Below are 26,854 nucleotides of genomic sequence, written 5' to 3'. Positions count from 1 at the left end.
CGGCAGAATTCCGCGGGGACGATGGGGATGCGGTGTTTCGCCGGTTGCGGAATGGTCGTGTGGCACGACTTTTCGCCGGGGGCTGTATGTTGGCTTCAGATTTGGGTTTAGGCGGTGGTTACAGCGTGAAGACGTTGGCTTGAGCTATCCTTGAAGCTTGCTAGCGGAGTGGACGCTGTAGGGGCTAAGTTTCCGCTTGGTTCGGTTTGGGGTAGCCATACGACGGATTGGGTCAGCCTTTGCGTTCTCCCGTTGTCCCCTCTAGGCTGGGTCTGAAATAGAGGGGCATCATGAATATCGTTCGTATGTTTATCATATCTGCTTCACTTGCTGCCTGCGTAATCAGTCAATTGTCCGTCGTCAGAACATTCGGCACAACACGGGGCGTAAATTAGCGGAGTGCGGGCCTCGTCCGGGGGTTGATGTTACGCGGCGAGGTTGCGGTGTTGCAAGCGCCGATGTTCGATGGTCTGTCGCTTGATCCTTTCACGCTGTTTGATGATGGCTGGGGCCCTGCCGAAGTAGGCGTCGGCGGGTGTCACGTTGGACAGCGCTTCGTGATAACGCTGGTGGTTATAGTGCTCGACGAAGGCCTCGATCTGGGCCTCGAGGTCGCCGGGCAGGAAGTAGTTCTCCAGCAGGATGCGGTTTTTCAGGGTCTGGTGCCAGCGCTCGATCTTGCCCTGGGTTTGCGGGTGCATCGGGGCGCCGCGCACGTGGCTCATCTTGTTGGCCTCGATGTATTCCGCCAGTTCTCCCGCGATGTAACTGGGACCATTATCGCTGAGCAGCCTTGGCTTGTGCAGCACCGTGGCGCTGTCGCAGCCGGAAGCTGCCAGGGCGAGGTCCAGCGTGTCGGTCACATCCTCGGCCCGCATGTTGGTGCACAGCTTCCAGGCGATGATATAGCGCGAGAAGTCGTCGAGCACGGTGGAGAGATACATCCAGCCCCACCCGATGATCTTGAAGTAGGTAAAATCGGTCTGCCACATCTCGTTTGGCCGGGTGGTCTTGGTATGGAACGCATCAGCCGCTTTCACCACGACATAGGCCGGGCTGGTGATTAGGTCGTGTGCTTTCAGCAGGCGGTAAACCGTGGCTTCGGACACAAAGTATTGGCGTTCATCGGTAAATCGCACGGCCAGTTCGCGTGGGGACAACTCGCTGTAATCCAGCGCGAGTCCGACGATCTGATCCTGCACCTCAGGCGCGATGCGGTTCCACACCCGGCTCGGCGCGGAGGGTCGATCTTCCAGCGCCTCCGGCCCGCCCTCGAGATAGCGGTCATACCAGCGGTAGAAGGTCCGACGGGCGATGCCCAGCTTGTCGAGCGTCCGCTTGGCGGGCAGGTGGGACTGCTCGACGACCCTGATGATCTCAAGCTTCTCGGATGCGGGATACCTCATTCTTCGCCCTCCCCATCCGCGATCATGCTTTTTTTCAGCAGACGGTTTTCGAGCGTCAGGTCCGCAACGCATTCTTTGAGGGCACGGGCCTCGCGGCGCAGATCCTGCACTTCGCCGGTGGTTGCGGCACGAGCAGTATCACCGGCAAGTCGGCGCTTGCCCGCTTCCATGAACTCCTTCGACCAGGTGTAATACAAGCTCTGGGCGATGCCTTCCTTGCGGCAGAGCTCGGCGATGCTGTCTTCACCGCGTAGCCCATCGAGCACGATCCGGATCTTGTCTTCAGCCGAGAAATGACGACAGGTCTGCCGCCGGATGTCCTTCACAACCCGCTCAGCGGGGGGCTTTTTGGGTGCCGATTTTTTCAAGGAGGATTGGGTCTTCATCTTCGTTCCTTCGTCACTACGACGAAGCCCCAACCCTCCTTAAATCACAACCTCAAATCTGTGCCATTGGTGCTGACGGGGGACACCGACGCCTACTTCGGCAGGGCCCCAGCCATCATCAAACAGCGTGAAAGGATCAAGCGACAGACCATCGAACATCGGCGCTTGCAACACCGCAACCTCGCCGCGTAACATCAACCCCCGGACGAGGCCCGCACTCCGCTAATTTACGCCCCGTGTTGTGCCGAATGTTCTGACGACGGACACTTCACTGTGGCCGATGGCAAGATCGCTTTCACCCCGCTGTTCCTCGGCGCCAATCCGCAGACCGTGCCCGAGGGGCGCTATGCCGGGTGGCGCATCCTCCAGCACGAGGCGGACCGCGCCTTTTCGCTGATGGGCGCGCTCAGCCCGGCGCAGATGAAGGAGGCGGTGATCGCCGATGCGGTCGACAATGCGGTGTTCGCGGGCAAGGGCCGGCAGGACCGCGCGGGCAAGCCCCGGGGCATTGCCGCTTCCGCACTCGATCCGGTGCAGCGCCAGCTGCTGATCGCGGTGATCGACGAATATCTCGGCGATGCGTCTGATGAAGCCGCAGCCCGCCAGCGCGCGGCGATTGCCAAGGACGGGCCGGACACACTCCACTTCGCCTGGTGGGGGCCGACCGGCGATCCTAGGGCGCGCTACATGTTCCGTGTCGAGGGGCCGTCGATCATCATCGACTATGTGCGCGAAGGCTCGCCCGATGGCGGCTTCAATCACGTCCACTCGATCGCGCGCGATCCTGCCAATGATTACGGCGCGGGCTGGCTGGCCCAGCATTACACCGAAGCCCATCAGGACTAGCGAAAAAACCCTGCCCCCCATCAAACCTGCGGGTGACTTGGGCCGTATTGTGTGGTGTCAGGGGCACCACGCAACGGCCCCGCCAGCAAGGATACAGAACCCATGAATTTCGAACTCTCTCACGAACACGCCATGCTGAAAGAGCTGGTCGGCAAATTCGTGAAAGACCAGCTGATGCCCTACGAAGCCGCGGTCATGGCGCGCGAGAATATCGGGAAGGGCACCTATCTGACGCCCGAGGAGACCGCCAAGGTCGATGCGGTCAGCCGCGAGCTGGGGCTGTGGGGCCTTGATGCGCCGGAGGAAGTGGGCGGCATGAACCTGCCGATGGTGGCGATGGTGGGCGTCTCCGAGGAACTGGGCAAGACCGTGGTGCCCTACTACCTGCCGCCTGACAGCCCCAACCTGCGCATGCTGATGGTCGCCGCCGACGAGCGCCAGCGCGTCGCCTATCTCGAACCTTATGTGCGCGGCGAGACGATCAGCGCGATCGGCATTTCCGAACCCGGCGCGGGTGCGGATCCGCAGGGGATGAAGACCACCGCGGTGCAGGACGGTGATGACTGGATCATCAACGGCCGCAAGATCTGGATCACCAAGGGCGCCGAGGCCGATTTCACCATCCTCATGGCGGTGACCGACAAGAACCCCAATGGCAGGAACGGCATGTCTGCCTTCCTCGTCGATCGCGATACGCCGGGCTTCAACGTCACCCGCAAGATCCCGATGATCGACGGCACCGCGACCTATGAAATCGCGCTCGACGATTGCCGGGTGCCGGGCTGGAAGCTGCTGGGAACACGCGGTCAGGGCTTTGCGCCGATGCAGGTGCGGCTGGGTACGCGGCGGATCGAGATGGCCTCGTGGTCGATCGGCATGGCGCAGCGCGCGCTGGAGATGATGATCGACTATGCGCCGCAGCGCACGACTTTCGGCAAGCCCCTGTCAGCGCGCCAGAGCGTGCAGAACTGGATTTCGGACGCCGCGACCAAGATCCATGCCATGCGCCTGATGACCTATGACTGCGCCTGGAAGATCGACGAGGGCCGCGACACCCGCAGGGAGATCTCGATGATCAAGAGCTTCTGCACCGAAAGTGCCTACGAGATCGTCGATCACGCGATGCAGCTGTTCGGCGGCATGGGGATGACGCGCGAACTGCCGCTCTATCTCATGTCGAATAAGCTGCGCACGATGCGCATCTATGACGGGCCGAGCGAGATCCACAACTGGGTGGTCGCGCGCAACCTGCTCGGCACTTACGAATAGGCGAAACCTAGGGCTGGCGCTGCTTGTGCTTGTGGGGGCGACCCCCACCACCGGCGCCGCCGCCCTTCTTGCCGCCCCACGGCTTGGCCGCCCCGCCGCCGGGCGCAGCCGCGCCTGACGGGCCGTTCGGCTTCCGTGCAAAGCTCTTGGCCTTGACGAAGGGCTTGGCATCATTGCTGCGCGAGGGGCGTAGGTGGCGGTTGCTGCGCGCCGCTTCGCGCGGGCCGGTGTCCGACTTTTCGATCACCGGCGAATCCTCCTCGCCCTCGCTCATGCCGGTGCGCGCAGCGGCATCGGCGAACTTCGCTGCGATGGTGCGGGGGATCTGGAAATAGGTCTCGTTCTGGCCGATGCGGATCGCGCCGATTTCCGAACGGGTGACATGGCCGCGGCGGCAGATCAGCGGCAGAATCCAGCGCGGATCGGCATTGTGGCGGCGGCCGATATCCATGCGGAACCACACCGTGTCCTCGAAACCGGGGCGGTGACGTTCGGCCTGGTTTTCGGCGCGGGCCTGCGGGCTGTTTGCGACCAGCTCTTCCGGCTCGGGCAGGCTCGCGCGGTGGGCGTGGACCAGCATTGCAGCGATATCTTCCGCGCTGCGTTCGGCCAGCAGGCGGGCGGCGAGATCGCGGTCAGCCTCGTCGATGACAGCAGGTGCGAGCAGCTTTTCGAGCAGACGCTCGCGGTCGCGCTCGAGGATTGCCTCGCGCTCGGGCACATCGCACCATTCGGCATTGATCTGCGCCTGACGCAGCATGCCTTCAACGCGGCGGCGGCGCGAGAAGGGCACCATCAGCACCGCAATCCCCTTGCGCCCGGCGCGACCCGTGCGGCCCGAACGGTGCTGCAAGGTTTCGGCATCGCGCGGCAGCTCGACATGGACGACGAGGCTGAGCGACGGCAGGTCGATCCCGCGCGCGGCGACATCGGTCGCGACGCAAACGCGCGCGCGGCGATCGCGCAGGGCTTGCAGCGCGTGGTTGCGTTCTGACTGCGAATGCTCGCCCGACAGCGCGACCACGGCAAAGCCGCGCTCCTGCAGGATCGCATGGAGATGGCGCACCTTTTCGCGGGTGGCGCAGAACAGGATCGCGGTTTCCGCCTCGTGGAAGCGCAACAGGTTGACCACCGCGTTCTCGATTTCGGTCGGGGAGACGGTGACCGCCTGATAGGCGATGTCGCCATGCCCGCGCCCTTCGGCGATGGTGGCGATGCGCAGCGCCTCGTGCTGGTAGCGGCGGGCGAGCGCTTCGATCGGGCGCGGCATGGTGGCCGAGAACAGCAGCGTGCGGCGGGTTTCGGGCGTGGCATCGAGGATCGCCTCGAGCTCCTCGCGAAAGCCCATGTCGAGCATTTCGTCGGCCTCGTCGAGCACCACCGCGGCCAGACCCGACAGGTCGAGCGCGCCGCGCTCGAGGTGGTCACGCAGACGGCCCGGGGTGCCCACCACGATGGTCGGGCCAAAGGACAGCGCCTTGCGCTCGGCCGAGGGGTTCATCCCGCCAACACAGGTCGCGATGCGCGCACCGGCTGTGCCATAGAGCCATTCAAGCTCGCGGCTCACTTGCAGCGCCAACTCGCGCGTCGGCGTGATCACCAGCGCGCGCGGGGTGCGCGAGGGGATCACGCGCTCGCCGCCTTCGAGCAGTTCGGCGGCCATCGCGAGACCGAAGGCGACGGTCTTGCCCGAACCGGTCTGGGCCGAGACCAGGAGATCGCGTCCGGCGGCCTCGGGGCGCAGCACCTCGGCCTGAACAGGCGTGGCGGCGGCATAACCGCGCGCGGCAAGGGCAGCTTCGAGCGGGGCGGGAAGAGCGGGGAAAGTCATGGGAGTTTGAACTCGATCAATGCAGCACGCGGTGTGCGGCGCGACGAACGCGGCTGTAGGGGCAGGGCATCCGGCAAAAGGGCGCGGAGCCGCAGGGGCTGCGCGTTAACGAGCCGGGCCCTTACGCGAAAACGCCGCAATGCGCTTGCGAAAAATGCAGCGGCACCATTTGCGCGCGGGCCGGAAGGTGCCAGAACGACGGCCGAGAGAGGGAGATACGCCATGAGTGTGACGGATGCGGTGCTGGCCGCAGCCAAATTACAGGTCGAAGCGGCTGTGGCTGATGCAGGCTTGCGACCTGAAATCGCGGGTTTCTTCGATCCGGCGACCTTCACCGTCACCTATGTTGTGCATGATCCTGCGAGCGGGCAAGCGGCGATCATCGATTCGGTGCTCGATTTCGATCCGAGCTCCGGCCGCACGAAAACCGCCTCGGCCGATGCGGTGATCGCTTACGTCAGGGCGCATGATCTGAAGGTGGCATGGCTGCTCGAAACCCATGCCCACGCCGATCACTTCTCGGCCGCACCCTATCTGCAAGAGAAGCTCGGCGGAAAGATCGCGATTGGCGAGCATATCACCAATGTCCAGCAGGTGTTCGGCAAGCTGTTCAACGCCGGCAGCAGCTTTGCGACCGATGGTTCGCAGTTCGATCAGCTGTTCAGCGATGGCGACACCTTCACCATCGGCACCCTGCCGGTCACCGTGATGCACGTCCCCGGCCATACGCCCGCCTGCATCGCCTATGTCGTGGGCGAGGCGGTGTTCGTGGGCGATACGATGTTCATGCCGGATTACGGATCGGCACGCGCCGACTTCCCCGGCGGGGACGCGCGCACGCTGTTCCGCTCGCTGCGCCGCATCCTTGCGCTGCCGCCGGCCACACGCCTGTTCATGTGCCACGACTATCTGCCTGCGGGCCGCAGCGAATATGTGTGGGAGACCACCGTCGCTGCCGAGCGGGCGGGCAATATCCATGCCCATGACGGCATCACCGAGGACGAATTCGTCGCCATGCGCGAGGCGCGCGATGCGACGCTCGACATGCCGCGCCTGATCCTGCCGTCGGTGCAGGTCAACATGCGCGCAGGCCACCTGCCACCGCCCGACGACAATGGCATCGTCTACCTCAAGCTGCCGGTGAACGCGGTATGAGCCTGCTCGCAATGTCACTCCCGGGCTTTCCCGAGGCCGCGCCGATGGCGGGGCTGGGCGGCGGGCTGTTGATCGGTTTTGCAGCGGCGCTGATGCTGATCGGGGCCGGGCGCATTGCCGGGGTTTCGGGGATTGCCGGACGCGCCTTCGGGCTTGCGGTGAGCGCCATGCCGGTGAGCGGGGCCTGGGCGTTCCTGATCGGCCTGCCCCTGGGTGCGCTGATCGTGACGCGGGCAACCGACATGCCTGCGCCCGTCTTTGCCGGACCGGTGACCTTGGTGGTGGCTGGGCTGATCGTCGGCATCGGCACGCGGCTCGGCAGCGGCTGCACCAGCGGCCACGGGGTGTGCGGGATGAGCCGCCTCTCCCCGCGCTCGCTGGTCGCCACGGCGACCTTCATGGTGACGGGCTTTGCCACTGTTGCGGCGATGAACGCGCTGGGGCTGGAGGTGCTGCCATGATCCGCAAGGTGCTGGTCCCGCTTGCCTCGGGCACGATCTTCGGCGGCGGTCTGGCGCTGGGCGGGATGACCGATCCGGCGCGGGTGCGCGGGTTCCTCGATCTGCTGGGCGCATGGGACCCGACGCTCGCCTTCGTGATGGGCGGAGCGGTGCTGGTGATGGCGCTCGCCTGGGCGCTGCAACGGCGGATGCTGCGTCCGGTCTTTGCCGAGGATTTCGCGCTGCCCGCCACCCGCGACATCACCGCAAGGCTGATCGGTGGATCGGCGCTGTTCGGGATCGGCTGGGGGATTGCCGGCCTGTGCCCGGGGCCGGGGTTCGCCGCCCTCGCAATCGCGCCGGGCTCTGCGGCGATCTTCGTGAGCGCGATGCTGGCGGGAATGCTGCTAGTGCGGCTGACCGAGGGATGAGCCGGTGATCGACACGCTCCACCTTGCGTTGGGCGGATTGTCGGGCGTGCTGGTCGGCTTCACGCTCGGCCTTGTCGGTGGAGGCGGGTCGATCCTTGCGGTGCCGCTGATGGTCTATCTGGTTGGCGTGCAGAACCCCCATGTCGCGATCGGCACCAGCGCACTGGCGGTGGCGGCCAATGCCGCGACCGGCCTGTTCCAACATGCCCGTGCAGGCGATGTGCGGTGGCGCTGCGGGCTGATGTATGCAACCTTCGGCGTGGTCGGCGCGCTTGGCGGTTCGACCCTCGGCAAGAGCTTTGACGGACAGCAATTGCTGTTCCTGTTTGCGCTGCTGATGCTGGTGGTGGGCGGGTTGATGCTGCGTAGCCGCAAGGCGGAAGGCGACCCCGATGTGCGGCTCAACCGCGAGAATGCCCCGCGCCTCATGGTCTTTGGTTTCGGCACCGGCGCATTCAGCGGCTTCTTCGGAATTGGCGGCGGGTTCCTGATCGTCCCGGGACTGATCGCCTCGACCGACATGATGATGATCAATGCAGTGGGCACCAGTCTGGTGGCGGTCACGGCCTTCGGGCTTGCCACGGCGGGCAATTATGCGGTGTCGGGACTGGTCGACTGGCTGCTGGCCGGTGTTTTCATCGCGGGCGGGGTGGCTGGCGGGCTGGCCGGTACGCGGCTATCGCACCGCCTTTCGGCCGGCGGGCAGCTCAAGACCATCTTCGCGCTGCTGATCTTCGTGGTGGCCTTCTACATGCTCTACAAGAGCGGGCAGGCGCTCTGGGGCTGAGGGATGCAACCCTTTCGGCTTCAAACCGTATATCCCATGCAGCCTTTGCATTTGATCGCTGCGGCCACGGGATTACGCCGGAATCATGTTTGACAACCTCGACGCCCTGCTGCTCGCGCGGATCCAGTTTGCTTTCACGGTGAGCTTCCATTTCTTCTTCCCGGCCTTCTCGATCGGGCTGGCGAGCTACCTGATGGTGCTCGAGGGGCTGTGGCTGAAGACGGGGAAGAGCGTTTACCTCGACCTGTTCAAATACTGGCTGAAGATCTTCGCCATCGCCTTTGCGATGGGCGTCGTCTCGGGGATCGTGATGTCCTACCAGTTCGGCACCAACTGGTCGGTGTTCTCGGACAAGGCAGGCCCCGTGATCGGCCCGCTGATGGCCTATGAGGTGCTGACCGCCTTCTTCCTTGAGGCGGGTTTCCTTGGCGTGATGCTGTTCGGGATGGAGAAGGTTGGCAGGAAGCTGCACTTCGCCGCGACGCTGATGGTGGCGCTGGGCACTTTTGTTTCGGCCTTCTGGATCCTCAGCGTCAACAGCTGGATGCAGACGCCGACCGGCTATTTCGTCGGCGCGAACGGCCAGTTTATGCCGGGAGAGAGCTGGGTGGAGATCATCTTCAACCCGAGCTTCCCCTATCGCCTCGTCCACACGGTGATGGCGGCCTACCTTACCACCGCCTTCGTGGTGGGAGCCGTGGGCGCGTGGCACCTCTTGAAGGACCGCGCCAATCCCCATGCGCGAACAATGTTCTCGATGGCGATGTGGATGGCCGCGATCGTCACGCCTGCGCAGATCTTTGCGGGCGACATGCATGGCCTCAACACGCTGGAGCACCAGCCCGCCAAGGTGATGGCGATGGAAGGGCATTACCAGAGCCACCCCGAGGGCGCGCCGCTGATCCTGTTCGGGATCCCTGACAGCGAGGCCAAGACGGTGCGCTATGCGATCGAGATTCCCAAGGCGTCCTCCTTCATTCTGAAGCACGACTGGAACGCGCCGCTCGCCGGGCTCGACACCATTCCCGACGACGAGGAGCCGCCGGTCGGCACCGTGTTCTGGAGCTTCCGCATCATGGTTGGCATCGGCTTTGCGATGCTGGGTATCGGGCTGTGGAGCCTGTGGGGCAGGGTGCGCGGGCGGCTTTACGAGATGCCTTGGCTCCACCGCGCTGCCGTGCTGATGGGGCCTTCGGGGTTCGCCGCCGTGCTCGCCGGATGGATCACCACCGAAGTCGGCCGCCAGCCTTACGTGATCTACGGCGTGCTGCGGACAGCCGATGCCGCCAGCCCGCTCGACGCGCCTGCCGTAGCGGCCTCGCTGCTCGCCTTCATCCTCGTCTACTTCACCGTCTTCGGGATCGGCGTGTGGTATATCCTGAAGCTCATGGGCAAGGCGCCGCACGCGGGCGAATATGGGGTGAAGCGCGGAGACACCGGGCCGATCCGCACTGCCGGGATCACCCCGGGGCCGACCCAGAACCCGGGCGGCGAGGAGACGCTTCCGACCCACGCTCCCGATGAGAAGGAGCCGGTGTGATGGATCTCACCGTCATCTGGGCCTTCATCATTGCCTTTGCCGTCTTCGCCTATGTGGTGATGGACGGGTTCGATCTCGGCATCGGCATCCTCTTCCCTACGTTCGCTGCCGGGCGCGAGCGCGATCGCGCGATGAACTCGATCGCGCCGGTGTGGGACGGCAACGAGACCTGGCTGGTGCTGGGCGGAGGCGGGCTGTTTGCCGCATTTCCGCTCGCCTACGCGGTGATCCTGCCGGCGACCTATCCGCTGATCATCGCGATGCTGCTGGGCCTCGTGTTTCGGGGGGTGGCCTTTGAATATCGCTGGCGCGATCCGGGGCACCAGAAGTTCTGGGACCTCGCCTTCACCGGCGGCTCTTTCGTCGCCGCATTGGCGCAGGGGATGACCTTGGGCGCGCTGCTGCAGGGGATCGACGTCGTGGGCCGCGCCTATGCCGGCAGCTGGTGGGACTGGCTCACACCCTACACCCTCCTCACCGGGCTCGGCACGGTTGCGGGCTATGCGCTGCTGGGCAGCACGTGGCTGATCTGGAAGCTCGACGGGGCCGAGCAGGACCATGCAAGGAAGCTCGCGATCCGCTGGGGCGCGGCGACCATTGTGCTGATGGGCGCTGTGAGCGTCTATAACATCCTGCTCAACGCCGATTACGCCGAACGCTGGCTGTCCGCGCCCGAGATCTACTGGGTCGCACCGGTACCGATCCTCACCGCGATTGTCGCACTATCGATGCTGCGCGCGATCCTGACGGCGCGCAACTCCAAGCCCTTCTGGCTCGGCATTGCGCTGTTCTTCCTCGGCATGAGCGGGCTGGGGGTGACGATCTGGCCCTATGCCGTGCCCGAGGCGCTGACGATCTGGGACGCCGCCGCCCCGCCGCGCAGCCAGGCCTTCATGCTGGTGGGCGTGGCGCTCACCCTGCCGCTGATCATCGCCTACACCGCTTGGGCCTATTGGGTGTTCCGCGGCAAGGTGGCGGACGAGGGGTATCACTGATGCCCTCAAGTAGCGCAGCGATAGGGCAACAAAAGACTCGCTCAAGTAGCGCAGCGGTAGGACGCAAATAATGCTCGCGCCGCCCGAACAGCCGCCTGAAGGCCCCTTGTGGCAGCGCCTCGCATGGATGGCGGGCATCTGGGCGGCGAGTGTCGCGGTGCTGGGCGCGGTGGCCTGGATCATCCGCCTGTGGATCGCGCCATGAGCGGTGTGAAGGTCTGGTATGACGGCGCCTGTCCGCTGTGCCTGCGCGAGATTGCGCTGATGCGGCGGCTCGACAAGCGCGGGAGCATCACCTTCATCGATGTCGCGGCTGGCGCAGACCCGTCCTGCCCCATTGACCGCGCGACGTTGCTGGCGCGCTTCCATGCCGAGGAGGACGGGGTGGTGCATGATGGGGCGGCGGCCTTTGCCGCGATGTGGCGCGCGATCCCGGTGCTGCGGCCGCTGGGCCTTGCAGCGCGCTCGCCGGCGGTGCTGCGGGTGCTGGAGGCAGCCTATCTGCGCTTCCTGCGCCTTCGCCCGCGTCTGCAACGCCTGTTCACCTGAAAAACCGCTTGCCCCGGCCAAGCTGATGGCCCCAATCTCCCGGCCAATAAGTATCGCGCCGAAAAGTGGGAACCGGTTTTCGGCTTCAAGCGATGCGACCAAAAAAAACCGGGAGAGACCACAGGCCATGAGCAATTTCGGCGGCATGCAGAACGAGATCTACAATGCGGGGCTGCGCGGCATCCTGCCGACCTTCCCGGTCGATTTCGCCACCCTCGAAAAGCGCGCACATGAGGCCCTTGGGCCGAGCCTCACCAATTATGTCGCGGGCGGTTGCGGGGACGAGCATACCCAGGACCAGAACGCCGCCGCCTTCCACCACTGGGGCATGGTGCCGCGCATGATGGTGGATTGCGCGACCCGCGACCTGTCGATCGAGCTGTTCGGCCACCGCTATCCCACGCCGCTGTTCATGGCCCCCATCGGCCTCAATGGCGAAGCCTCGCAGGACCGCCACGGCGACATGGCCGCCGCGCGCGCTTCTGCGCTCACCGGCGTTCCCTTCTGCGCCTCGACGCTGGCCAATGATCCGCTGGAGGATGTGAAGGAGGCCTGCGGGGAAACGCCTGCGTGGTTCCAGCTCTACACGCCCAAGAACAAGGAACTCGCCACGAGCCTGATCCGCCGTGCCGAGGAAGCCGGCTACAAGGCTCTGGTGGTGACGCTCGATACCTGGGTGACCGGCTGGCGGCCGCGCGATCTCAACGCGTCGAACTTCCCGCAGCTGCGGGGCAAGGTGCTCCAGAACTACTTCACCGATCCCGTGTTCCGCTCGCTGCTGGCCAAGCCCCCTGAGGAGGATCCGGCCGCCGCGATCTTCACCTGGGCGGCGACTTTCGGTCAGGTGCTGACGTGGGAGGACATGGCGTGGTTCAAGTCCGTCACCAAGCTGCCCATCGTATTGAAGGGCATCTGCCACCCCGATGATGCGCGCCGCGCGGTCGATAGCGGGGCGGACGCGGTCTATTGTTCGAACCACGGCGGGCGGCAGGCCAATGGCGGGATCGCGACCATCGATCTGCTCGAAGATGTGGTGGCGGCGAGCGGCGATACTCCGGTGCTGTTCGACAGCGGGGTGCGTTCGGGCACGGATGCAGTGAAGGCGCTCGCGATGGGCGCGCGCGCGGTCGGCGTGGGGCGGCCCTATACCTACGGGCTGGCGCTGGGCGGGGCCGAGGGAGCCGCGTGGGTGCTGCGCTCGATCCTTGCCGAGGCGGATCTTTTGATGGCCGTTAACGGCTATCCCACGCTCGCCGATGTGCGGGCCGCGGGGGTGCGGCGGACGGATCGCTAGGTTTCCCGATCCGCAAGGGCGTTAACCAAAATCAATATGGGTTTTCCACAGGATTGCTGTTAGCGTGCAAGGCACAACAAAACAGCGATTCGGGGACGTATTCCATGGCAAGACCGACTATCTGGTCCAGCGGGCCAGATCCCATGCGCCGTACTGTCTGCATACAGGACGAGCATTCCCGCCGCGCGCGCTATGGTCGGATCCAGCCGATGGAAAGCCGCTCCTCGCTGCTCGGTCGGATTGTCCGCCTCAAGCCCTGAGCGGCTAGCCCCCGGCCTTCGCCAGCATCACCAGCTTGGTATCGGTGAAGGCGAGATAGCCTTCCTCGCCGCCTTCTGATCCGAAGCCGCTGTCGCCCACCCCGCCGAAGGGGGTTTCGGGCGATGACACGATCAGCTGGTTGATCCCCACCATCCCGGCCCGCAGCGCTTGCCCAAGGTAATGCGCCTCGTCGAGATCGCCGCTGAAGGCATAGGCAGCAAGGCCGTAGCGCAGGCTGTTGGCGATCCGCACCGCATCGGTGATGTCATCGAAGGGGACGATCCCGGCGATGGGGCCGAAGGGCTCCTCGGTCATGAAGCGGCTGTCGGGCGCGGGATTGGCGATGACAGTCGGCTCGAAGAAGAACCCGCTGCCGGCGATGGCCTTGCCGCCGGTGACCACTTCGCCGCGGTTCCCCCCGGCATCGGCCACCACCTGTTCCATCGCCGTAACGCGCCGGGCATGGGCGAGCGGGCCCATGTCGACGCTCTCGTCCGCGCCCGGATCGCCGACCTTGAGGCTCGCCGTGCGGGCAGCGAATTCGGCGACGAACCTGTCGTAGATTTCCCGCGCCACCAGAAAGCGCGTGGGCGAGACGCAGACCTGCCCTGCATTGCGGAACTTGGTGCCCGCGCACATCGCCACAGCGCGATCGAAATCGGCGTGCTTGCTGACGATCACCGGCGCATGACCGCCCAGCTCCGGAGCAAAGCGCTTCATGTGGGAGGCGGCGAGCGCACCCAACTGCTTGCCGATCGCGGTCGATCCGGTGAAGCTGACCTTGCGGGTGACAGGCGAGGCGATGAGATGCTCGGACACCATCCCCGGATCGCCGGTCACAAGATTGAGCACGCCCGCCGGCAGCCCTGCATCGACAAAGCATTCCACCAGCATCTGCGCCGAGGCCGGAGTGTTCTCGGCCGGTTTGAAGATCGCGGTGCAGCCTGCGGCGAGCGCGCCCGCGATCTTCTTGGCGGGGAGGTTCACCGGGAAGTTCCACGGGGTGAGCAGCACCGCAGGGCCGATCGGCTCATGCGTCACCATTTGCGCGATCAACTGGTTGCCGCGAGTCGGGATCAAGCGGCCGCCGCGCCGCTTGGCCTCTTCGCCGAGGAAGTGGATCACATCGACCGAGCCGGTGATCTCGCCCAGCGCCTGTGCGCGCGGCTTGCCCATTTCGGCGGTGATGACGCTGGCGATGGCGGGCGCGCGCTCGCGCAGCAGCGCGGCGGCGCGCACGAGGATCGCGTGACGCTCTGCCCCCGGCGTGCAGCTCCATGCGGGGAAGGCATCGCCCGCCGCCTTGAGCGCGGCGTCGAGCTGTGTGGCCGAGGCCTTGGGACATTGCCCGATCACCGCGCCGGTCGCCGGGTTCACCACGTCCATGGTTCCCGCCTCTCCGGCCTCGATCCATGCACCGTTGATGAGCATTTTGAGAGCGGGATAGGCGGTCATCGGACATTTCCTTGCGTTTGTTCGACCTTGCGCGAACTTGAAATTTTATTGCGCTTCCTTTAGCGATGTTTGTGCAGCATCGCGAGGAGAGAATCATGCTGGTCGGCGTTCCCAAGGAAATCAAGCCGAGCGAGTTTCGCGTCGGCCTCACCCCCGAAGCGGTGCGCGAATATGTCGCCGCCGGTCACCGCGTGATCGTGGAAAGTGGCGCAGGGCTGGGCATCGACAAGTCCGATGATACCTATCGTAAGGCCGGCGCCGAGGTGGTCGATACCGCCGCCGAAGTCTTCGCCCGGGCGGAGATGGTGGTGAAGGTCAAGGAACCGCAGCCCAGCGAATGGGTGCAACTGCGCGAGGGCCAGATCCTCTTCACCTATCTCCACCTCGCCCCCGATCCCGATCAGGCGCGCGGGCTGATGGCCTCGGGCGTCTCGGCGATTGCCTATGAAACCGTGACCGCGCCGGGCGGCGCGCTGCCGCTGCTGGCACCGATGAGCGAAGTGGCAGGACGGCTCGCGATCGAGGCCGGAGCGATTGCCCTGCGCGCCAGCAATGGCGGGCGCGGCACGCTGATGGGCGGCGTGCCCGGCGTGCTGCCGGCCCGCGTGGTGGTGCTTGGCGGCGGCGTGGTCGGCACGCAGGCGGCGCGCATGGCGGTGGGCCTTGGCGCGAGTGTCGAGATCTTCGACCGCTCGCTCCCGCGCCTGCGCCAGCTCGACGAGATGTTCCAGGGCCGCGCGATCACGCGCTTTTCCACCGCCGGCACGATCGAACAGGCGGTCGCCCAGGCCGACGTGGTGATCGGCGCGGTGTTGATCCCCGGCGCGAGCGCTCCGCATCTGGTGACCCGCGCCATGCTGCCCGACATGAAGCGGCGTGCGGTGCTGGTCGATGTCGCGATCGATCAGGGCGGGTGCTTTGAAACTTCGCACCCCACCACGCACGAAAACCCGACCTACGAGGTCGACGGGATCATCCACTATTGCGTCGCCAACATGCCCGGCGCGGTGCCGCTGACGAGCTCCTATGCGCTCAATAACGCGACCCTGCCGTTCGGCCTTGCGCTGGCGAACAAGGGTCTGAAGGCCTGCGAGGAAGACCCGCATCTGGCCCCCGGCCTCAACGTCCACGAAGGCCGGATCGTCAATGCTGCCGTCGCAGAATCACTGGGCTTTTCGGCCTGATGTTTCACGTGAAACATCGAAGATAAGGGCCCAAGTGGCACCTAACTGCCACCCAAGTGCCACCTGACTTGCACCCAAAGGGGGTCAAAAAGAGCCGGTTTTGGCCCGGATGACCCCCTGAAGCCCCCTCAGACGGCGACCACGGTCTGCTCGATCGCGCCGAAAATCGAGTGGTTGTGCGTATCGCGCATTTCGATCCGCACCGTGTCACCCGCTGCCATGAAGGGGGTGACCGGCGCGCCGCCCGCGATGGTTTCGATCATGCGGATTTCGGCGATGCAGGAATAGCCCGCGCCGCCCTCGGCCACCGGCTTGCCCGGGCCGCCATCGGCGCCCTTGTTCGAAATCGTGCCGGTGCCGATCACCGTGCCTGCGCTCAGATTGCGCGTCTTGGCCGCATGCGCCACCAGCTGCGCGAGGTTGAAGGTCGCATCCGCCCCCGCATTGGCGCGCCCGAAGGGCTTGCCGTTCAAGTCCACCATCAGCGGCAGGTGAATGAGGCAGTCCGCCCATGCCTCGCCCAGCTCGTCCGGCGTAACGGCGACGGGCGAGAAGGCGCTCGCGGGCTTGGACTGGAAGAAGCCGAAGCCCTTTTCCAGCTCTGCCGGAATGAGCCCGCGAAGGCTCACATCATTGACCAGCATCAGCAGCTTGATGTGGCCCGCCGCTTCCTCCGGCGAAACGCCCATCGGCACATCATCGGTGATGCAGGCGATCTCGCCCTCCATGTCGCAGCCCCATGCGGGATCGCCCAGCGGGATGTCCCCGCGCGGCGGCAGGAACGCATCCGAGCCGCCCTGATACATGAGCGGATCGTGATAGAAGCTGTCGGGCACCTTGGCCCCGCGGGCCTGCCGCACCAGCTCGACATGGTTGATATAGGCGCTGCCGTCGGCCCATTGGTAGGCGCGCGGCAGGGGCGAATGCGCCTGCCTTTCGTGGAACCGCTCGCACGGCACGGTCTCGTGCTCGACATCGCGGGCAAGCACCTCCAGTTCGGGGGCAATTCGGTTCCAGTCATCGAGCGCGGCCTGCAAGGTGGGCGCAATATAGCCCGCCGCGCAGCAGCGCGTGAGGTCCTTGCTGACCACCACCAGCTTGCCGTCGCGCGTGCCGTTGTTGAGGGTTGCGAGCTTCATGTGCGGTGTCCTCCCAAGACGTTGTTCTATTTTGCGTCGATCTGTTTGTCGGGGTGCGCCGCCGCAAAGGCGGGGAGCGCGAGGCAGGCGGCCTCGATGCGGGTCATGTGCGGGCTGGCGCTGAGATCATAGGCAAAGCGCCGCGCATTCGCGAGCTGCGGGATCAGCACGATCTCGAACAGGCCGGGCGCATCGCCGTGAAGGAAATCAGCCGTGCCGAGTTGCGCGAGCCGCGCCTCGATGGGATCGAGCGTGCGCTTCAGCCAGGTGCGATACCAGATGTCGATCTCGTCCTGCGTGTGGCCGAGCACGTCCTTGAGATACTTCAGCACGGGCAGATTGTTGACCGCGTGGATCTCGGTCGCGATGCCGTAGGCAAGTTCGCGCACCGTGTAGCGCGCCTCGATATCGGCGGGCAGGAAGGCGGGCGTGGGGTAGGCCTCGTCGAGCCATTCGAGCAGCGCCATCGACTGCGCGCGATCACGCCCGTCTGCCTCCAGCATCGGCAGCGAGCCGAAGGGATTGCGCGCCGTGAAGCTCGCGTCCTTGTTCTCGGCGGTGACCAGATTGACGGGGATGTTCTCGAAAGCGAGGCCCTTCAGATTGAGGGCGATGCGCAGGCGATAGGACGTGGACGAGCGGAAGTAGCCGTAGAGTTTCATCGAGCTCATGGCCTAGCCATCGCAGGGTTCATGCGGGCGGGCAAGGGGCAGGGGGAAGGGATGGCCTTCATCTCCTGCCCCCATTCTCACGCGTCGGCCAGCACCTTGCTTACCGCGCACAACAGATCGGCGGGCGGGCAGGGCTTGGCCAGCGCTATGGCCTGCGGAAAGCGTTCGGCGAGCGCATCGCGGTCCGCCCGTTCGGAGTGCAGGATCACCGGCACATGATCATCGATCAGCTTCTGTGCGAGTTCGAAGGTGGTCCCGTCGCACAGCTCGGTATCGAGGATCACGAGATCGGGTTTCGCCTTCTGGCAGGCCAGCATCGCCGAGGAAATCCCGGCGTGCGGACCTTCCACTTCGTAGCCTGCTTCTTCGAATGTGTCGCACAAATCGAAAGCCGTGACGAATTCGTCCTCGGCCACCAAGATTCGCAATGCCATCGGTATTCTCCCGCGTTAACGAATCCCAGATGAAGGTGTAACACGGGTTGGACGTAAACCTTGCCCGATATTATCCGTTTCGGCCGAATTTCTCGGTGAAGCCGGCTTCGTCACCAGCGCTCAGCAATTTGGCCTGTTCAACCCATTGATCGCGGGTGATCCGCCCGGCGAAACGGCCGAGCTGCGCGTCGATGTGGGTCACGTCCTCGTCGCTCCACGCGGCGATCTGGGCAAAGGTGGTGACGCCGAGTTCGCCGAGCAGCACCGCCAGCTTGGGGCCGAGGCCCTTGATGCGCGACAGATCGTCTGCGGCGGCGGGGGCAGGCGCAGGAGCGGGCGCGGGGGCCGGTTCGGGCTTCTCCGCAGCCGGAGCCGCATCGATCAGCGCCTGATTGCGGCGCGCGCGTTCGGCCCCTTCGTCCAGCACATCCTTGGCGCGCAGCTCATCGCCGATCACCGTCGTCTTGCGATTGGCCCGCGCAAACAGCCACCCGGCCAGCGCCAGCACCACAAGGCCGGCAAGGATGAAGGGCAGCAGCGAATTGAGATCGGTGGTGATCACTTGGGGCATCTCCGGAGCCAATGAGTCGCGCGTCCCTTAGCAGGCCCGCGCGCCCCAGCGCAAAGCCCCTCAGCCGCCCTTCATGCTGCCTGCCAGCGCATTCAGGCGCAGGAATTCCTGCCGCCAGAAGTTTTCCTGCGTGCCGGCGAGTGTGCCGATATCGTCAAAGCCGAAGCCCATCATCATCTCGTCCCCGCGCAGCACCTGCCCGAAGGCGGCGACGGCTGCGGCGAAGGCGAAATCGCCCTGCGGCAGGGTGGCGGATTTGAGCGCGGCAGACGGCACGGCCTGCTCGATCAGCTTCGAGGTATCACCGTCCGGCAGCTTGTAGCGCAGCTTGACGTTGGCGGCCTCGGCCAGCCTCGCGGCGGCGGCTGCATCGGGCTTGTCCTCGTAGCGGCCCTCATATCTTCTGGGCGCGATCCAGCCCTTGCCGCCGACGGGCACGACTTCGTAGATCGCGGTCACCTGATGGCCTGCGCCGATATCGCCCGCATCGACCCGGTCATTGTCGAAATCCTCCTCGCGCAGCGCGCGGTTCTCGTAGCCCACGAGGCGGTATTGCGCGATCACGGCGGGGTTGAATTCGACCTGGATCTTCACATCCTTGGCGATGGTGAAGAGGGTCGACTGCATTTCCTCGCCCAGCACCTTCTTCGCCTCCAGCGCGCTATCGATATAGGCGTAGTTGCCGTTCCCCTTGTTGGCGACCTGCTCCATCAGGGCCTCGTTGTAATTGCCCTGGCCAAAGCCAAGCGTGGTCAGCGTGATGCCAGAATCGCGCTTCTTCTCGATCAGTTCGATCAGCGCCTTGGTGTCGGAAATGCCGACATTGAAATCGCCGTCGGTGGCAAGGATCACGCGGTTGACCCCGCCCTTGATGAAATTGTCCTCGGCGATGCGATAGGCGAGTTCGATGCCTGCCCCGCCTGCGGTGGAGCCGCCGGCTTCGAGGCTCTCCAATGCGCGGCGGATTTTCGCGGTGTCATTGGTGGGTTGGAGCACCATGCCCGCCGCGCCCGCATAGACCACGATCGAGACCTTGTCGTTGGGGCTGAGTTCGCCCGCTAGGCCTGCCAGCGCGGTCTTGACCAGCGGAAGCTTGTCGGCAGCGTTCATCGAGCCCGAGACATCGAGCAGGAAAACGAGGTTGGCAGGCGGGCGCTCGGCGGTCTCGATGTCATAGCCGCGCAGGCCGATGCGCATCAGATAGGTGCCCGCGTTCCAAGGCGATTTGGCGACATCGGTGGTCACGGTGAATGGCTGGCTGCGGTCCTTGGGCCGCGCGTAATCATAGCGAAAATAGTTGATCATCTCCTCGGTCCGCACCGCGTCCTGCGGGGGCACCATGCCTTGCGTCAGGAAGCGGCGGGTGTTGGCATAGGCGCCGGTATCGACATCGACCGCGAAGGTGGAGACCGGTTCGGCGCTGGTCAGCTTGACGGGCGAGACCTCCTTGCCGTCATATTTCTCGCGGCCGAGATCGGTGGCGACCATGACGGGCGGGGCGTAGTAGCGGGCGGCGCTGGCCTCGGCGGCGACAGCGCCGGTGCGCACCCGCGATCCGGTGACGACGACGGATTGCGGGGCCGGCATCCGCAACGCCGGCGGGGGTGGAGGCGGCGCAGGCGGGGGAGGGGGAGGCGGAGCGAGCGGCGGAGGGGGCGGAGGGGCCTCGGCCACCTTGGGCGCTTCCTTGGCACATCCCGCGATCACGGCACACAGCGCTGCCGCAGCGATCAGACGAGTTCCACGCATCACAATTCTCCCCGCACCATTGGTGAGCGCGAAAAATCGATTCGGGGCCGTGAATAGCGACTGAACGTGTCAGGTGTCCTGTTTGCGGGGCCGCCTCCGCGGCCCCTTCCTCGGCGCTGTTTCAATCCCTGCGGGATTGAGCGCCTGCGGCTCGCGCGCGTGCGCTCGCGGCCCGTCCGGTGGCGGGCCGAGGATCGTTTCAGGTATCGGGCGAAGCGTCCTCGGCAGCGGGGGCGACATTCTTGCGGAACAGCACCTTGTCCTCCTCGCCAAAGCCGCGCCGCCAGATCACCGCTGCATAGGTGCCGAGCACGGCGGGGATGCCGAAGACGAGCTCGATCCATTCGGGCAGGTAGGTGAAGGCATGGCCCACCACCACCGCCGCCGCTGCCGCATAGACCAGCGCCCAGCGCCAGGTGGTGACGGGCGCGCCCAGCAAGCGCCCGAGCAGCAGCGCCTTCACCAGGCTCGATGCAGCAAGCGCCAGCATCAGCGCGCCCGCTGCCCCTGCCGCCTCGTAGCCCGCGCCGAGGCCAGCATTGCGCGCGGCAAGGATCAGCCCCACCGTCAGCCCGGCCTGCAGCGCAATGATCCCGACCGAGATCGCGAGATTGCGCTTCCTCGCGATGTAGACCAGCACCCCTTCCGAGACGACCGCCAGCGAAGCGACCACTTCGGCCGCCAGCAGGAAGGCGAGCGCGGCGGTGCCTGCAACATAGTCCGGTCCCCACAGGCCCATCACCGCCTCGCCCGGCAAGCCCAGCACCAGCGCGATCCCCAATTGCACCGCGATGATCCAGAAGCCCACCTGCCGTACCTGCGCCGCGATGGCTTCCATATTGCCGATCCGCAGGTTCTTGGTGATCACCGGGGAGAGGATCGGCTCGAAGCTCGTCTTCAGTTTCTGCGGTAGCGAGGCGATCTGTTGCGCGGCGTAATAGATGCCCACCGCTTGCGGCGGCGCGAAGATGCCGAGGATGAAGATATCGAGCAGCCGCGTCCCGCGCTCGATCGCGTCGGCGCCCACGATCGGGAAAGCCCGCGAGGACATCGCCAGCATCGCGCGCGCCGAGGGTACCCAGTCCTTGGGCAGGCCATAGGTGCGCAGGAACGGCCACAAGACTGTCAGCAGTCCGGCATAGATCGAGACAATGAAGGCCAGCGCCAGCCCCGCATCGCGCAGGCCCGGCACATAGAAGAACACGCCTGCCGCAATCGAGATCGTCCACGGCTCGACCACCGCGCGTGTGCGGACAGTGGTGGCGATATCGAAGCGATAGGCTTGCGCGGCGAGCAGGATCTCGGTGACGGCAAAGGCCGGGATGGTGGCGACCAGCCAGATATCCCACGAGGAGTTCATCCCGTTGGGGAACATCGGCTCGGGGAAAACCAGCAGCGCGCCCGCAGCTATGGCAGAATAGATCAGCGCCAGCAGCATCCCGTCATAGACGAGGTTGGTCTCGGCCGAACGATCATCGCCCGCACCCTCCGAAAGCCGCTGCGCCAGCCCGCGCTTTTCGCCCAGCGAGCAGATCAGTGCGACAATCTCGATCAGCACCAGCGCCGAGGCGAACCGCCCCAGCGCCTCGGCCCCGTAGAGGCGGGTGGCGAAGACAAGGAAGGGGATGCGCGCGATCAGGCGCACCACGAAGCCGATCGTGTTGGTGCGCCCGCCCTTGGCCAGCGTGGCGAGATCGTCGTTGGTCTCGCTCTCTGTGCTCACCGCGAACCGTCCTGTTCGGCCTTCAGGGGACGGGCCAGCAGCGCCTGCACCACCTCGCGGGCGGGCGTTCCGGCAAGCAGATCGGCCACCGCCATGGTGATTGGCATGTCGATGCCTTTCTCGCGTGCAAGGCCCGCCAGCACCGGCGCGGTATGCGCGCCTTCGGCCACGGTGCGTTTGTCGGCCAGCGCTTGGCTCGCGCTCATCCCTTCGCCCAGCGCCTTGCCGAGGGCGAAGTTGCGGCTGGAGGTGGAGGAGCAGGTCAGCACCAGATCGCCCAGCCCGCACAGGCCTGCGATCGTATCGAAGGATGCGCCATAGGCCGCGCCGAAGCGCGCCATTTCGGCAAAGCCGCGGGTGATCAGCGCCGCGCGCGCATTCTGGCCAAGCCCGAGCCCGTCCACCACCCCGCAGGCAATCGCGAGGACGTTCTTCACCGCCCCGCCGATTTCCGCGCCGATCACATCGTCCGAATAATAGGGCCGGAAGGCGGGTCGGGCGAGGGCGGGGGCGAGCCGCTCCCACTGTGCTGCGCCGCCATGGCAGGCGAGGGTCACGGCGGTCGGCAGGCCGGCGGCGACTTCATGCGCAAACGTAGGCCCGGAGAGGACCGCGATTTCGCTGCCCGGCGCGGCATCGGCGGCGACATCGAACATCATGCGCCCGGTGCCGGCCTCGATCCCCTTGGAGCACAGCACCAGATCGCGCGGCGGCACGGTGAGGCCCGCCAGCACCTTGCCCAGCACCTGGGCAGGCGTGACCACCAGCACGATGCCCAGTCCCGCCAGATCGGCAAGGTCTGTGGTGGCGCGGATCGTCGGGGCGAGGGTGGCCGAGGGGAGATAGAGCGGATTGCGGTGATCGGCATTGATCGCGGCGGCCACGTCGGCCTCGTAAGCCCACAGCACCACATCGCGCCCGTCACTCGCCAGCATCTGCGCGAGCGCCGTGCCCCATGCGCCTGCGCCAATGACGCCGATGGTTGGGAGCTGGGTCATGCCTTATATCCTGCCCCGCGCACGGCCTCGGCCTCAGGATCGAGCGGCCAGCGCGGGCGGGCCATGAAGTCGAGCGGATCGCCGGTGAAATCCGCGCCTTCCGCCGCCAGCCGCTCGCACCCCGCCCAGGCGATCATTGCGGCATTATCGGTGCACAGGGCGAGCGGCGGGGCGGTGAAGCGCATCGCGTGTTTTGCGGCGAGAGTTTCAAGCGCGGCGCGCACGGTCTTGTTGGCGGCAACCCCACCAGCCACGACCAGCGCGGGGAAGGGGCCAGCGGTGTCGAGCGCGCGTTCGAGCCGGTCGATCAGGCACTCCACGGCGGCCTGCTGGAAGCTCGCGGCGATATCTTGCGGCGTGTGCGCACCGCTTTCCACCGCGCGCAGCACCGCGCTTTTGAGGCCCGCGAAGGAGAAATGCGGTTCCGCCGAACCCTTGAGCGGACGGGGCAGGGGCACGGCCCTGGGATTACCCTCCAGCGCGAGGCGCTCCACCGCAGGCCCGCCGGGGTAGCCGAGGCCGAGCAGCTTGGCGGTCTTGTCGAAAGCCTCGCCCAGCGCATCGTCGATGGTGGTGGCAAGGCGGCGATATTGCCCCACGCCCTCGACCGCGAGGATCTGGCAATGCCCGCCCGAAACGAGCAGCAGGAGGTAGGGGAAGGCGAGTTCCTGATCGGCAAGGCGCGGCGAGAGGGCATGGCCTTCGAGGTGGTTGACCGCCAGCAGCGGCTTATCCGCCGCCATCGCCAGCGCCTTGGCGCTGACGAGGCCGACCATCACGCCCCCGATCAGCCCGGGGCCGGCGGTGGCGGCAATCGCGTCGACATCATCAAGGCCCATTCCCGCATCGCCCATCACCTTTTCGAGCATCGGGGCGAGCCTTTCGGCATGGGCGCGGGCGGCGATTTCGGGCACCACGCCGCCATAGGGCGCGTGTTCGGCCTCCTGGCTGGCGATGGCCTGCGCCACGATCGTCCCGTCGCCGCGCACCAGCGCGACCGCGGTTTCATCGCAGCTTGATTCGATACCGAGAACCAGCGGCGCGTCAGATGTGTGCGTTGGCCATCCCATCGCGCTTCCATCTAGTCGCTATGGGCGGTAGAGCAAGCACAGCATGACTGAAGCAACGACAACGCCGCCGCGCCTGCGCCTCGGCACCCGCAATTCCCCGCTGGCCATGGCGCAGGCGGTTGAAACCCGCGCAAGACTGTGTGCGGCGCATGGTTGGGCCGAGGACGAGGTCGAACTCGTCCCCGTCCTCGCCAGCGGCGACAAGGTGCTCGATCGCCCCTTGTCCGAAATCGGCGGCAAGGCGCTGTGGACCAAGGAGCTCGACCAGTGGCTGGGCGAGGGGCGGATCGACATCGCGGTCCATTCGGCCAAGGATGTCGAGACCATCCGTCCGCGCGAATTCCATTTCCCGGCCTTCCTGCCGCGCGCGGACCGGCGCGATAGTCTGGTGGGCGCGGCGAGCATTGCGGCGATCCCTCAAGGCGCGGTTGTCGGCACCAGCGCCCCCCGGCGGGCAGCGCAGCTTCTGAACCTGCGGCCCGATTGCAAGGTCGTCACTTTCCGCGGCAATGTCGCCACGCGGCTGAAGAAGCTGGCCGAGGGCGAGGCGGATGTGACCTTCCTTGCCGCGGCGGGCCTTGAGCGGCTGGGGCAGGCCGAAGTGGCAAGCCCGCTGGGTTCGGACGAATGGATTCCGGCCGCTGCGCAAGGCGTGATCGCGATCGAATGCCGCGCCGATGATGCGCAGACGAGCGCGCTCCTTTCTGCGATCGATCACGCGCCGACCCGCGCCGAGCTGGAGTCCGAACGCGCGCTGCTTGCGGCGCTGGGCGGCACCTGCCATTCGCCGGTCGCGGTGCTGTGCGAGCTTGGCGGCGGCACGCTCGCCATGCGCGCGGCGCTGTTCAGCCCCGATGGCGCCGAGCGGATCGAGGGCACGGCCAGCTTTGCCCCGGGCGATCACGCGGCGGTGAAGGCGCTGGCAGCCGATCTGCTGGAGCGCGCCACCCCCGCCATCGCGCAGCATTTCAACGGGGCATGAGCCTGCACCTCCTCGCGCTGAGGCCCGAACCGGGGCTTGCCGCGACGCTGGAGAAGGCCCGCGCTGCCGGGCTTGCGATCACGCCATGCGCTCTCTCGGAGATCCGCGCGGTGGCGTGGGCCTCGCCCGATCCTGCGGCCTATGACGGCCTATTGATCGGCAGCGCCAATGCGATCCTGCACGGCGGCGCACACCTCGCGCGGCTCAGGGACAAGCCCGTCTATGCGGTGGGCGAGGCGACCGCGGCGGCGGCGCGCGCGGCGGGCTTTGCGGTGGCGATGACGGGAAGCGGGGGCCTGCAAGGCGTGCTCGATGCGATTGCCGCGCCGTGCCACCTCTTGCGCATCGCGGGCGAGGAGCACGTGCCGCTGACCCCGCCCGCCGGCGTCAGTTTCGACCAGGTCATCGCCTATCGCAGTGTCACCCTGCCGCTCGATCCGGCGGCGGCGCTGCTGGCCTCGGGCGAGGCGCTGGTGCTGCTCCATTCGGCGGCCACCGCTGCCCATTTCGCTGCCGAATGCGACCGGCTCGGGCTGGAGCGCGCTGCCATCAGCCTTGCCGCACTCGGTCCGCGCATCGCCGCTGCCGCTGGCGAAGGCTGGCGCGCTGTCCACACCGCCCCGCGCCCCGATGAGGCTGCCCTGTTGGCAATGGCGCAGGATGTGTGCCACAACCTTCCTTCCATTTCCCCGCATCCGGCGGACAGGCCATAAGCGCCGCGCTGCCGGGACGAACATAACTAGGGTCGCATAACGGATCGCGATGGAATCGAACGAGGCAGCCCCGCGCCAATCATCCTCCAAAAGAGGCTTGCTGCTGGCCCTCATCGCCGCCTTTGTGGCGGGCGGGGGGCTGGTGGGCTGGGGCGTTTGGTATAGCCTGAAGTCCGGTGGCGAGCCCGCCAGCCTTGCCGTCGATACCGCTCCGCAAGTGCCGCCGCCCGGCGCCGCGATTTCGCCCTCGCCGAGCCAGTCCGCCGATAATGCCGCGCAGGCGGTCAAGGCGGTCAGCCGCGTGGCCGAGCAGCAGGGCGGGCTTGACCAGCGCCTTGCCGCGGCCGAACAGCGCCTTGCACGGCTCGATCTCCAGGCCCAGGCCGCCGCCGGCAATGCCGCGCGCGCGGAGAGCCTGCTGATCGCCTTCGCCACCCGCCGCGCGGTCGAACGCGGGGCCGAACTCGGCTTCCTCGCCGATCAGCTGCGCCTGCGCTTTGGCGACGGCTGGCCCAATGCGGTGGGAACGATCATCGAATTTGCGCGCAGTCCGGTGCGGATCGATAGTCTGGTGGCGCGGCTTGAAGGGCTGGGGCCGACCTTGCAGACGACCGACGAGGGGCCCTCATGGGCCGCGTTCAAGCGCGAGATGTCGGAGCTGTTCGTGTTCCGCCGCGAAGACACTCCCTCGCCGCAACCCGAACGGCGGCTGGAGCGCGCACGCTGGGCGCTGGAGCAGGGGCGCTACCAGAACGCCATCGACGAAGTGAAGGGCATGCCCGGCGCGGCCAAGGCGGACGCGTGGATCAAGGATGCCGAGCGCTACCGGAAGGTGATGGAAGCCCTCGAAGTGATCGAAACCGCCGCCGTGCTCGATCAGCGCGGCGTGCGCGACGGGGCTGGCAACTCGGTGCGGCAGTTGAACAGCCCGCTGATTATCGGGAACTAGGGACGTTTTTGTCGCCTACCGCTTCG

At 66.2% G+C, this 26,854-nt stretch carries 26 protein-coding genes and 1 pseudogene; 16 read left to right on the top strand and 11 right to left on the bottom strand.

What is annotated here, in order from left to right:
- Window positions 1–425 precede the first annotated feature (425 nt).
- A protein-coding gene (locus RSE14_RS05660; RefSeq protein ID WP_416379361.1) for an IS3 family transposase occupies window positions 426–1,792 on the bottom strand; the annotation gives its coding sequence in 2 pieces (ribosomal slippage) (window positions 426–1,439 and window positions 1,442–1,792; 1,365 coding nt in all).
- An 84-nt stretch (window positions 1,793–1,876) separates the two neighbouring features.
- Between RSE14_RS05660 and RSE14_RS05655 the strand changes: the two are divergent.
- The 3 genes and pseudogenes from RSE14_RS05655 to RSE14_RS05645 all read left to right on the top strand — a co-directional run.
- A pseudogene (locus tag RSE14_RS05655) lies at window positions 1,877–1,984 on the top strand (pyruvate, phosphate dikinase); the annotation flags it as partial.
- An 81-nt stretch (window positions 1,985–2,065) separates the two neighbouring features.
- The gene (locus RSE14_RS05650; protein ID WP_324076252.1) at window positions 2,066–2,638 is read left to right on the top strand and encodes a DUF3500 domain-containing protein; all 573 of its coding nucleotides are present in this window, start codon (window positions 2,066–2,068) and stop codon (window positions 2,636–2,638) included.
- Window positions 2,639–2,740: 102 nt separating this feature from the next.
- Window positions 2,741–3,907, top strand: a complete 1,167-nt coding sequence (locus RSE14_RS05645; protein WP_324076251.1) for an acyl-CoA dehydrogenase family protein — start codon at window positions 2,741–2,743, stop codon at window positions 3,905–3,907.
- Between the two features lie 7 nt (window positions 3,908–3,914).
- On the opposite strand, the gene RSE14_RS05640 is transcribed toward RSE14_RS05645, so the two are convergent.
- Entirely contained in the window at window positions 3,915–5,738 is a 1,824-nt protein-coding gene (locus RSE14_RS05640) for a DEAD/DEAH box helicase (RefSeq protein WP_324076250.1), read from the bottom strand.
- A 228-nt stretch (window positions 5,739–5,966) separates the two neighbouring features.
- Between RSE14_RS05640 and RSE14_RS05635 the strand changes: the two genes are divergently transcribed.
- From RSE14_RS05635 to RSE14_RS05595, 9 genes are all read left to right on the top strand, one after another.
- Window positions 5,967–6,893 carry an MBL fold metallo-hydrolase gene (locus RSE14_RS05635; protein WP_324076837.1) on the top strand — a complete coding sequence of 309 codons (927 nt, stop codon included), beginning with the start codon at window positions 5,967–5,969 and terminating at the stop codon, window positions 6,891–6,893.
- A gap of 11 nt (window positions 6,894–6,904) precedes the next feature.
- On the top strand, window positions 6,905–7,354 hold the full coding sequence (locus RSE14_RS05630) for a YeeE/YedE family protein (RefSeq protein ID WP_324076835.1): 450 nt from the start codon (window positions 6,905–6,907) through the stop codon (window positions 7,352–7,354).
- Window positions 7,351–7,764, top strand: coding sequence for a DUF6691 family protein (locus RSE14_RS05625; RefSeq protein WP_324076249.1), 414 nt, complete (start codon window positions 7,351–7,353; stop codon window positions 7,762–7,764). The genes RSE14_RS05630 and RSE14_RS05625 overlap by 4 nt, the downstream gene beginning before the upstream one ends.
- 7 nt (window positions 7,765–7,771) lie before the next feature.
- Complete coding sequence (locus RSE14_RS05620; protein ID WP_324076833.1) at window positions 7,772–8,551, top strand: sulfite exporter TauE/SafE family protein; 780 nt, start codon at window positions 7,772–7,774, stop codon at window positions 8,549–8,551.
- Window positions 8,552–8,636: 85 nt separating this feature from the next.
- A complete protein-coding gene (locus tag RSE14_RS05615) occupies window positions 8,637–10,091 on the top strand; it encodes a cytochrome ubiquinol oxidase subunit I (RefSeq protein ID WP_324076248.1) in 1,455 nt (484 codons plus the stop codon).
- On the top strand, window positions 10,091–11,086 hold the full coding sequence (gene cydB / locus RSE14_RS05610) for a cytochrome d ubiquinol oxidase subunit II (RefSeq protein ID WP_324076247.1): 996 nt from the start codon (window positions 10,091–10,093) through the stop codon (window positions 11,084–11,086). Before RSE14_RS05615 ends, cydB begins: the two co-directional genes overlap by 1 nt.
- A 70-nt stretch (window positions 11,087–11,156) precedes the next feature.
- Window positions 11,157–11,291 carry a DUF2474 domain-containing protein gene (locus tag RSE14_RS05605; protein ID WP_324076246.1) on the top strand — a complete coding sequence of 45 codons (135 nt, stop codon included), beginning with the start codon at window positions 11,157–11,159 and terminating at the stop codon, window positions 11,289–11,291.
- Window positions 11,288–11,635: a thiol-disulfide oxidoreductase DCC family protein gene (locus tag RSE14_RS05600; protein WP_324076245.1), complete on the top strand. Its 348-nt coding sequence runs from the start codon at window positions 11,288–11,290 to the stop codon at window positions 11,633–11,635. Before RSE14_RS05605 ends, RSE14_RS05600 begins: the two co-directional genes overlap by 4 nt.
- A 127-nt stretch (window positions 11,636–11,762) precedes the next feature.
- Window positions 11,763–12,929, top strand: a complete 1,167-nt coding sequence (locus tag RSE14_RS05595) for an alpha-hydroxy-acid oxidizing protein (protein ID WP_324076244.1) — start codon at window positions 11,763–11,765, stop codon at window positions 12,927–12,929.
- A 264-nt stretch (window positions 12,930–13,193) separates the two neighbouring features.
- Here RSE14_RS05595 and RSE14_RS05590 read toward each other — a convergent pair whose 3' ends face one another.
- Window positions 13,194–14,645, bottom strand: a complete 1,452-nt coding sequence (locus tag RSE14_RS05590; RefSeq protein WP_324076243.1) for an NAD-dependent succinate-semialdehyde dehydrogenase — start codon at window positions 14,643–14,645, stop codon at window positions 13,194–13,196.
- A gap of 95 nt (window positions 14,646–14,740) precedes the next feature.
- On the opposite strand from RSE14_RS05590, the gene ald reads away from it, so the two are divergent.
- Entirely contained in the window at window positions 14,741–15,829 is a 1,089-nt protein-coding gene (gene ald / locus RSE14_RS05585; RefSeq protein ID WP_324076242.1) for an alanine dehydrogenase, read from the top strand.
- A 128-nt stretch (window positions 15,830–15,957) separates the two neighbouring features.
- Here the strand turns inward: ald and RSE14_RS05580 are convergent, their stop codons facing one another.
- From RSE14_RS05580 to tsaD, 8 genes are all read right to left on the bottom strand, one after another.
- Window positions 15,958–16,968: a fumarylacetoacetate hydrolase family protein gene (locus RSE14_RS05580; RefSeq protein ID WP_324076241.1), complete on the bottom strand. Its 1,011-nt coding sequence runs from the start codon at window positions 16,966–16,968 to the stop codon at window positions 15,958–15,960.
- 26 nt (window positions 16,969–16,994) lie between these two features.
- On the bottom strand, window positions 16,995–17,630 hold the full coding sequence (gene maiA / locus RSE14_RS05575; protein ID WP_324076830.1) for a maleylacetoacetate isomerase: 636 nt from the start codon (window positions 17,628–17,630) through the stop codon (window positions 16,995–16,997).
- A gap of 86 nt (window positions 17,631–17,716) precedes the next feature.
- Window positions 17,717–18,073: a response regulator gene (locus tag RSE14_RS05570; RefSeq protein WP_324076240.1), complete on the bottom strand. Its 357-nt coding sequence runs from the start codon at window positions 18,071–18,073 to the stop codon at window positions 17,717–17,719.
- Between the two features lie 70 nt (window positions 18,074–18,143).
- Window positions 18,144–18,644 carry a helix-hairpin-helix domain-containing protein gene (locus RSE14_RS05565; protein WP_324076239.1) on the bottom strand — a complete coding sequence of 167 codons (501 nt, stop codon included), beginning with the start codon at window positions 18,642–18,644 and terminating at the stop codon, window positions 18,144–18,146.
- 60 nt (window positions 18,645–18,704) lie between these two features.
- Window positions 18,705–20,393 (bottom strand): vWA domain-containing protein, encoded by a 1,689-nt coding sequence (locus RSE14_RS05560; RefSeq protein WP_324076238.1) that lies wholly within the window; start codon window positions 20,391–20,393, stop codon window positions 18,705–18,707.
- A gap of 199 nt (window positions 20,394–20,592) precedes the next feature.
- Window positions 20,593–22,116 (bottom strand): lipopolysaccharide biosynthesis protein, encoded by a 1,524-nt coding sequence (locus tag RSE14_RS05555; RefSeq protein WP_324076237.1) that lies wholly within the window; start codon window positions 22,114–22,116, stop codon window positions 20,593–20,595.
- Window positions 22,113–23,114 carry an NAD(P)H-dependent glycerol-3-phosphate dehydrogenase gene (locus RSE14_RS05550; RefSeq protein WP_324076236.1) on the bottom strand — a complete coding sequence of 334 codons (1,002 nt, stop codon included), beginning with the start codon at window positions 23,112–23,114 and terminating at the stop codon, window positions 22,113–22,115. Before RSE14_RS05550 ends, RSE14_RS05555 begins: the two co-directional genes overlap by 4 nt.
- Window positions 23,111–24,184 carry a tRNA (adenosine(37)-N6)-threonylcarbamoyltransferase complex transferase subunit TsaD gene (tsaD, locus tag RSE14_RS05545; RefSeq protein ID WP_324076235.1) on the bottom strand — a complete coding sequence of 358 codons (1,074 nt, stop codon included), beginning with the start codon at window positions 24,182–24,184 and terminating at the stop codon, window positions 23,111–23,113. The genes RSE14_RS05550 and tsaD overlap by 4 nt, the downstream gene beginning before the upstream one ends.
- A gap of 43 nt (window positions 24,185–24,227) precedes the next feature.
- On the opposite strand from tsaD, the gene hemC reads away from it, so the two are divergent.
- From hemC to RSE14_RS05530, 3 genes are all read left to right on the top strand, one after another.
- Window positions 24,228–25,166, top strand: coding sequence for a hydroxymethylbilane synthase (gene hemC, locus RSE14_RS05540; protein WP_324076233.1), 939 nt, complete (start codon window positions 24,228–24,230; stop codon window positions 25,164–25,166).
- Window positions 25,163–25,879: a uroporphyrinogen-III synthase gene (locus RSE14_RS05535; RefSeq protein WP_324076232.1), complete on the top strand. Its 717-nt coding sequence runs from the start codon at window positions 25,163–25,165 to the stop codon at window positions 25,877–25,879. The genes hemC and RSE14_RS05535 overlap by 4 nt, the downstream gene beginning before the upstream one ends.
- Before the next feature lie 97 nt (window positions 25,880–25,976).
- Entirely contained in the window at window positions 25,977–26,828 is an 852-nt protein-coding gene (locus tag RSE14_RS05530; RefSeq protein ID WP_324076231.1) for a hypothetical protein, read from the top strand.
- Window positions 26,829–26,854 lie beyond the last annotated feature (26 nt).

The organism is Erythrobacter sp. (genome assembly GCF_035194505.1).
Classification (GTDB): domain Bacteria; phylum Pseudomonadota; class Alphaproteobacteria; order Sphingomonadales; family Sphingomonadaceae; genus Erythrobacter.
Note: the sequence above shows the minus strand (reverse complement) of the source record. Positions and strands in the feature narration are given on the sequence as shown.

Bases quoted from the DNA above. Each gene is read 5' to 3' on its own strand.
- RSE14_RS05645 (WP_324076251.1), top strand. From the start codon at position 2,741: ATGAATTTCGAACTCTCTCACGAACACGCCATGCTGAAAGAGCTGGTC.
- RSE14_RS05640 (WP_324076250.1), bottom strand. From the start codon at position 5,738: ATGACTTTCCCCGCTCTTCCCGCCCCGCTCGAAGCTGCCCTTGCCGCG.
- RSE14_RS05630 (WP_324076835.1), top strand. From the start codon at position 6,905: ATGTCACTCCCGGGCTTTCCCGAGGCCGCGCCGATGGCGGGGCTGGGC.
- RSE14_RS05625 (WP_324076249.1), top strand. From the start codon at position 7,351: ATGATCCGCAAGGTGCTGGTCCCGCTTGCCTCGGGCACGATCTTCGGC.
- RSE14_RS05615 (WP_324076248.1), top strand. From the start codon at position 8,637: ATGTTTGACAACCTCGACGCCCTGCTGCTCGCGCGGATCCAGTTTGCT.
- cydB (WP_324076247.1), top strand. From the start codon at position 10,091: ATGGATCTCACCGTCATCTGGGCCTTCATCATTGCCTTTGCCGTCTTC.
- RSE14_RS05605 (WP_324076246.1), top strand. From the start codon at position 11,157: ATGCTCGCGCCGCCCGAACAGCCGCCTGAAGGCCCCTTGTGGCAGCGC.
- RSE14_RS05600 (WP_324076245.1), top strand. From the start codon at position 11,288: ATGAGCGGTGTGAAGGTCTGGTATGACGGCGCCTGTCCGCTGTGCCTG.
- RSE14_RS05595 (WP_324076244.1), top strand. From the start codon at position 11,763: ATGAGCAATTTCGGCGGCATGCAGAACGAGATCTACAATGCGGGGCTG.
- RSE14_RS05590 (WP_324076243.1), bottom strand. From the start codon at position 14,645: ATGACCGCCTATCCCGCTCTCAAAATGCTCATCAACGGTGCATGGATC.
- ald (WP_324076242.1), top strand. From the start codon at position 14,741: ATGCTGGTCGGCGTTCCCAAGGAAATCAAGCCGAGCGAGTTTCGCGTC.
- RSE14_RS05580 (WP_324076241.1), bottom strand. From the start codon at position 16,968: ATGAAGCTCGCAACCCTCAACAACGGCACGCGCGACGGCAAGCTGGTG.
- maiA (WP_324076830.1), bottom strand. From the start codon at position 17,630: ATGAAACTCTACGGCTACTTCCGCTCGTCCACGTCCTATCGCCTGCGC.
- RSE14_RS05570 (WP_324076240.1), bottom strand. From the start codon at position 18,073: ATGGCATTGCGAATCTTGGTGGCCGAGGACGAATTCGTCACGGCTTTC.
- RSE14_RS05565 (WP_324076239.1), bottom strand. From the start codon at position 18,644: ATGCCCCAAGTGATCACCACCGATCTCAATTCGCTGCTGCCCTTCATC.
- RSE14_RS05560 (WP_324076238.1), bottom strand. From the start codon at position 20,393: ATGCGTGGAACTCGTCTGATCGCTGCGGCAGCGCTGTGTGCCGTGATC.
- RSE14_RS05550 (WP_324076236.1), bottom strand. From the start codon at position 23,114: ATGACCCAGCTCCCAACCATCGGCGTCATTGGCGCAGGCGCATGGGGC.
- tsaD (WP_324076235.1), bottom strand. From the start codon at position 24,184: ATGGGATGGCCAACGCACACATCTGACGCGCCGCTGGTTCTCGGTATC.
- hemC (WP_324076233.1), top strand. From the start codon at position 24,228: ATGACTGAAGCAACGACAACGCCGCCGCGCCTGCGCCTCGGCACCCGC.
- RSE14_RS05535 (WP_324076232.1), top strand. From the start codon at position 25,163: ATGAGCCTGCACCTCCTCGCGCTGAGGCCCGAACCGGGGCTTGCCGCG.